This is a genomic window from Pseudomonas sp. R62, from assembly GCF_000257605.1.
Taxonomy (GTDB): Bacteria; Pseudomonadota; Gammaproteobacteria; order Pseudomonadales; family Pseudomonadaceae; genus Aquipseudomonas; species Aquipseudomonas atacamensis.
On sequence record NZ_JH635999.1, the window covers coordinates 1,841,399 to 1,846,007 of the forward strand.

At 47.0% G+C, this 4,609-nt stretch carries 4 protein-coding genes; all 4 read right to left on the minus strand.

Annotated elements, in window-relative coordinates:
• Positions 1-92: 92 nt before the first annotated feature.
• Complete coding sequence (locus tag OQK_RS29755) at positions 93-437, minus strand: hypothetical protein (protein WP_086783927.1); 345 nt, start codon at positions 435-437, stop codon at positions 93-95.
• 239 nt (positions 438-676) lie between these two features.
• On the minus strand, positions 677-1,261 hold the full coding sequence (locus tag OQK_RS26165) for a hypothetical protein (protein WP_016775041.1): 585 nt from the start codon (positions 1,259-1,261) through the stop codon (positions 677-679).
• Positions 1,262-2,137: 876 nt separating this feature from the next.
• Positions 2,138-2,764 (minus strand): hypothetical protein, encoded by a 627-nt coding sequence (locus OQK_RS26170; RefSeq protein WP_016775043.1) that lies wholly within the window; start codon positions 2,762-2,764, stop codon positions 2,138-2,140.
• Positions 2,765-3,007: 243 nt separating this feature from the next.
• Positions 3,008-4,609 (minus strand): DUF637 domain-containing protein (locus tag OQK_RS31765; protein WP_238537269.1); only part of this gene is annotated, 1,602 nt, incomplete at its 5' end.

The window sequence follows — 4,609 nt, forward strand, 5'->3', positions numbered from 1 at the left end:
GTTTCGCAGGTTAAACCAAAAAAAACGCCCCGCTTCAGACGGGACGTTTTTTTGGAAACAGGCACCAACTCGTGCAACCTGGCTTTCGCAGCCTATTCGACGCTGACATCCTCGCTGAGCACTTTGAAGGAGTGGAAGTTGAAGGCTATTTTTTCTTCTTCCTCATCAACCAGCTCATACCGTATACGATCCAGTCCGCCTTCAACCCTCGACACGCAAAGATCCATGAACTGTGTCAGGCCACCACCAAATCCCCGCACGTTCAGACCGCCCACGTTAAAAAATATGACCGCGATAGTCGCTGCTCCAGGATCCGCAGACTTCGCCAGCGTCATCAACAGGTTGTAACCGGTAAGTCCATCTTCGGAATCCAGGTGAAGACTTTCCACATAAACGTATTCACGCAGAAAGCCATTCAGTGTTTCAACATTGTTCAATGGTTGATCCTCGTGTGCTTTAAGCTCCAGATATTGCAGCCGGCAACCTGCCCTGAATTTGATTCACACCTTATTACCGGCAGCATTCATCAGAATGCGTACAGCTCCATACAACTGATTATCCGACGTACCGTTCACCTATCCGACACTTCGGTAATATAAAATTGACAAAAAAGGCAAAAAAGAGGTAGCCCGTAAAAAATGGGACAGTCCACATATGTTAAAGATCAGCACTTAGTTTATAAAAAACGAACTTTCCAAAAATCTTTACCTGCATCCACCCAATACTTTTCTCGTGACGGAATCAAGTAGCTGAAATCGCCAGATTCAGCAATCCAACCCGGATACACATACTCCTCATGAAATCGACCGTCATCCATATGCATGAAAATCTTTCGATCAAAATTCACGTAAAACAGAGGAAGCCGCGAGCGTATGACATTTGCATTTTTGAACAATTCCGAATCCAGACATTCGCCTGTGAGATAGTAGTTTTCAATTTTTTCGAAAACATCCGACTCAGCCCCAATAAAGCCTTGCAATTCGGAAGACAACAAAATCTTCACACTCGGCCCTTGAAGATACGAAGGAAAGTTCTCAGCTGTCATCTTCAAGACTCCATTCCTGAATTTCAGGCAGGATCGTTCGTATTGCTCTTGCGTCATAGTTCCGTTACTCAATGACGCTCTAAGACTCTTGTCAACGTCAAGCGTAAAATTACGTTTTTCATCAACAATCCAGTAGCACTGAGCTGACTGAACAAAAAAACCGATACTTTTTTTGCCGTCCCACAGGTCATCAAAAACTTCTTGATCAATGGTCATTTCTTAAACTCTAAAAATACTTCTTGGAAAAAAGGGGGACAGCCGACCTTTTACTAAATGGTAGATTTTTTCGGCCGTCCCGGGCTCCCTCGCTGCACACGACGACCGATCATTGCCTCGACTTCAACAGCAAACTTTGGGCCGCCAAAAACATTACTTCCATTGGTCGCGGCACTAATCTGGTCAACCACTTCTGACTCTAAGTCTTAAAGACACTCATGAAAAATCATCAATCATTTTATCTAACGTAAGTCATCGAGACAAGTAACCAGGGAGCGAGCTAACCAATGCTCGATCAGCCTCGTGTTCCGCCCCTTTACGCCCCTTCAACATAATCTTTGATTTTTGAAAGTTTGCTGGAAGTCCAATGTACAGACATGAGAATAGACAACGGCAGGCACAACTATTTAAACACCATTTCAAAATCCGGTTCAAAAAACAAATACATAACAGCCATCAACAAGAAAACCATAACTAAAGTAATCGTCATGAATACAGTCCAAACGAACCCTGCCAGACTTAAGTACATAATCAGCTTAAGCACAATATTTTTTATCTCGCACCACAGTCACACCAAACAAGGAAGTTCACCTGAGGCCATCCGCAGCGATGACTTTCAAAGATACTTTTACAAAACCTGCTCCAACTGAAAACACAAGATCCCCGCCACTATATACTGCAGGGCCATACCCTCCGGGAATGTAGGAAAATGCGTCCTTCACCGGGTTGTAATTAGACGGGCTACCGCCCCAAAAAAATGATTATAAATGTCAGACCCGCCTTCAATAGTGAGAAATGGGGACAGACCAAGTTTTTAAAGTGTTTTCTAAACGTGACCTACCCCCACCTATTCTTTTTCACAGAAAATTTGATTTTTTATTTTTTCACAAAATTTTCCAGAATTTTATTTTTCTCAGACAATAAGGCTCTGACAAAATCAGCGTCAAATTCCATTATCAAACCAATGGCATCCTTGATTTTCCACCGATGAAGTTCCGGATGTTCAACCATTGCGATCAAATGCTGCTTCAGCAGCGGTAGGTACTCTGAATACTTTTCACGATGCACGAAAGAATATATTTCCGATATTTCAAAAGGCCTCTCGTTGGCCAGAGCGATTATTTTTGAAAGCACATCATATACCTGACGCCTCGCTAATTCCTTTCCACTGACCTCAGCGGCATTTGCGAAATACATCGTCACTGCCATCAATATATGCCGATATGTATCATCGTACCCATGGAGTCTATGGGTATAAATACCCTCAATAATCTCTGGGCGACGCATATATTCTTCCAGCACTATCAAGCCGTTATGGACGCCCCAGCTGGTGAGAAGTTTAGAAGCCTGAAAACGCTCCATTTCATTCCCACTGTTGAGCAGTTGCCTCACTGCGGCCATTCTTTCTTCTGAAATGTCTTCTCGGTCAAGGTCACCCGCCTCCACAGCGTAATCGGCGTGTTCCGGAATACCATTGAGCAGTTCGTATGTTTTGGGATCCATCGCCTTCACCTATTTTTTCACCGGTTTAATGTAGTCAGCCGGAACACAACCTTTGATCAAACATTCCCCATCCCTCGCAGCGTTTGCCAAATCTGTCTCTGCTCTGTCTAATGAGGTTTGATTTTTTGGCGTGGGATTGTTCGTAAATTTATCACGCGCCGCATCGACTTTCGTCTGCAACTCCGTTGTCACTTCCTGATTTGTCAAAAATTTAGTGTTTGGCAATACACCGGAATCAATGTCCTATTGCAATCTTTTTACGTCAATCTCAATTTTGTTCGTACCGTAATCTTTTGGGTTTGACGTTGTGCTCGGGTCGGTAACAGAAATATACGGCGAGTTTTCAGCGTTACCACCGCGTACATGTGATTGAACGCTACCGGTCCCGTCTATATTTGGCGGAACTAAATCGCCATTTTCGTTAAGATGCGCTTTCGGTTTTCCGTTTCCATTCACGGTGGCACTGAAATCGTCATCGCTGCGCACAACAATATCACCCGCGCCCTTTACGCCTCCAGACCCACCAAGATTACCGTCGACATCTGGTGAATGAGAAGCGCTGTTTTTGGTCGTTCCTTTGCTACCGCCCGGTTTACCACCGCCCGCAACATCTGCGGCTACGCCTGCGGCATCTGCCCAAAACGCGGCGCTTTCACCATCACGCTGAACTACAATCTCTCTGATGATCGTGTTTTGCGCAGTTTGGTTATTCTCCGTAATGATCCAGCCTACGTTTGCAGCTGCACCTATATCCCCACTGAGCCTCAGCTGCTCTGCCAGTTCGCGAATTTTTGGCTGATCGGCTAGGAGCTGATCCGAAAGCTGCTTGCAGGCACTCAAGTTTTTCTGACAGAGGCTACCCAACTCCGCATTTCGCTGCTCATCCAGATTGGCATAACGCTCTCGCACTTCTGCTTTGCACGTCTCGGATGCGCATTTTGCCTGCTCATCCAGCATTTCCACGATTTCGTGGTGCATAAGGTAGTTGTAGTTAGTAGCGTCCTTCGCAATAGTCGCGCCCTCTTGAAGGTTACCGTCGCTTACGGCTGCCGCAGCGATACCCACTAGTTGGGAGGACATCGACAACAGGTTGCTGTCGTTCTTGACCAGCGTCGCCAACTGTGTAACCACAGCCTCATTTGCACCCGCCGCCAATGCACCCGTTTTGAAATCGCCACCCGCAGCTTCAGTCAGCAACCCTCCAACAACCGCGTGCAATGCGATTTTTTCGAGACTGCCGTCTTTCCAGCCCTGTTTAGCAGCAAAATCGCCTACAGCATTGAATGCCGCCGCGTTCAGAGTACTCAACAGAGCGCCCGTCAACGCATTACCGAAATCCGCGTGCTGACCGAAAGTCGCGCCCAAAACAGTGGAAGTCATGTTCTGCAGCAGCTGGTTACCGGCGAAACGGCCAATGCCTTCCAGACTGCTCAAGTCAGTCATGACTTGGCCGGTTATCGGATTTGTTGTGGTCTTGAGAATGCTGTCGAAGTAGCCCGCCGTCAGGCCAGCAGTTACTCCTGAAATAACATAGCCAGCCAGCGCATCAGAAGACGTTACATCTTTGAATACAGCGCCAAGGTTGCCACCGTTATTGATAAAACTGGTGGCGGCATTTGTCGCTGCTCCGGTAGCTACAGCAGCATAAGATGCCGCCCAGAACGTGCCCATCCCACTCATCGCCGTCAAAGCTGCCGGTCCAACAACCGCAGCCATCACGATCGCAATGATCATTTGGGACGCCGGGCCAAGCCCCGAGTTGCTGTATTTAAACGACTCGTGAATCTCCTTCACGCGCTGCCAATCAACATCTCCCCGAGCCTCCGCATCCTGCAACCACGCCAG